The following is a 1,785-nucleotide window of genomic DNA, read 5'->3' on the forward strand; positions in this document are numbered from 1 at the left end:
CAAAGCCGTTGATAATCATCCAAAGTGGGATTGTCCGGCTGAGGATGATCCCTGCAATGGAACCTTCAATTATAGAAATAAAAATAATATCGATAAAGCTGTAAAGCGAAATCATCAGGGCGCCAATTAATGAAGCAGTGATAAACTTAAAGAGTAATGACTTAGGCTTTTCATTTAAAAGAGGCATCGCATCCACCCGATTTCCTTAGAATTTAAGAAGAACTTACTGAATTGAAGCTATTATAGCACCTTCAAATGGATTTAATCTTTAAGAAAAAGAAGAATTTCAAAGGAGAGGTATAGATTTTTAATCGATTGAGATATTTTTTTGATAAAATAGAGGAAAATAAAGAGAAAGGAATAGCATCATGGTGATTAAAGAAAACCAGGGACATCATCAGAAAATTCGGGCGTTCCTGATTATTATTCTGGGTTTAGTGATCGCCACCGCTTTGGGATTTTGGTTGCGGAGGATGGATGTTTCTGAAACGAATATGGTGGTTGTTTACATTTTGTCGGTTATCCTCATCTCCCGATTGACTCCGGGGTATCTCTGGGGCATTATTGCTGCCGTCTTGGCAACCGCAGCATTTAACTATTTTTTTACCAGTCCCTTCCATTCCTTTTCGGTGGATGATCCCACCTACTGGATTACCTTTTTTATTATGACGGCAACAGCAATTATCATATCGGCCATGAATGTCCGGCTCCAGGAGAGTGTCCAGGTGGAGGCCGAGGCGAAGCGCGAGCATTATCGGAATCAGCTGCTGCGATCCATCTCCCATGATCTGCGTACCCCTCTGACGGGGATTAAAGGAACCTCAGAAATGATTTTGCAAATGACCGAAAGGACAGATCCCCGTTATGCCATGGCAGAGGGAATCCATCAGGACGCCAACTGGCTCCAGGAGATGGTGGAAAATGTACTGAGCCTGACCCGGCTCCAGGATGACGGCGCTACCTTGATCCGAACCCCGGAGGTGGCGGAGGAAATCATTGGAAGTGCCGTGGTTTTGGCGGCAGCCCGGGCACCGGACCACATTATCCAGACGGAAATGCCCGAAGAGATTCTTTTTGTGCCCATGGATGCCCGGCTGATGGAGCAGGTGCTTTTAAACCTTTTGGGCAATGCCGTCAAACATACACCCCCTGATCAGCCTATTACGGTTACGTTAAGGCGCAGTGGGGATAAAGCGATTTTTACGGTGGCAGATCGTGGGGAGGGGATTGCCCCGGAGGATCTGCCTCACCTCTTTGAAATGTTCTACACAAAGGCAGCGGGAAACAGCGATTCTCAAAAAGGCATCGGTCTGGGCCTGCCCATTTGCCAAGCCATTGTTGAGGCCCATGGTGGGACCATCACCGCAGCAAACAGCCCAGGGGGTGGTGCTGTATTTACCATCACCCTGCCTGTAGAGGAGAAACAGAATGAATGCTTATAAAGAAGAAACGATCCTCATCGTTGAGGATGATCCCCAAATTCGTCATTTTATTGGCTATGCCCTTAAGGAAGAGGGGTATGGCTATTTGACAGCCGGCACCGGAGAGGATGCCCTCTCTAAAATGCTTGGCGGTCCCATCGATTTAATGCTGCTGGATTTGGGACTGCCGGATATGGATGGTATGGAGATTCTAAAACGGGTGCGGGAGTGGTCAGCGGTTCCAATCATCGTGGTATCCGCCAGGGATCAGGACCGGGAGAAGGTGGATGCCCTGGAGGCGGGGGCCGATGATTACCTCACCAAACCTTTCTCTGCCATGGAGCTTATGGCTCGTATTCGGGTG

Annotated in this window: 2 protein-coding genes and 1 pseudogene; 2 read left to right on the forward strand and 1 reads right to left on the reverse strand. The window is 47.9% G+C overall.

Going from position 1 to position 1,785, the window contains the following annotated elements:
* Window positions 1-196 (reverse strand): annotated as a pseudogene (locus tag VB081_RS12940) (hypothetical protein); the annotation flags it as partial.
* A 172-nt stretch (window positions 197-368) separates the two neighbouring features.
* Between VB081_RS12940 and VB081_RS12945 the strand changes: the two are divergent.
* Together VB081_RS12945 and VB081_RS12950 are read left to right on the forward strand one after the other, a co-directional pair.
* Complete coding sequence (locus VB081_RS12945; protein ID WP_323401196.1) at window positions 369-1,442, forward strand: sensor histidine kinase; 1,074 nt, start codon at window positions 369-371, stop codon at window positions 1,440-1,442.
* A partial coding sequence (locus VB081_RS12950; RefSeq protein WP_323401197.1) for a response regulator occupies window positions 1,429-1,785 on the forward strand: 357 nt, incomplete at its 3' end. The genes VB081_RS12945 and VB081_RS12950, both read left to right, overlap by 14 nt.

The sequence above is a fragment of the Christensenella sp. genome (genome assembly GCF_034927525.1).
Lineage (GTDB): Bacteria > Bacillota > Clostridia > Christensenellales > Christensenellaceae > Christensenella.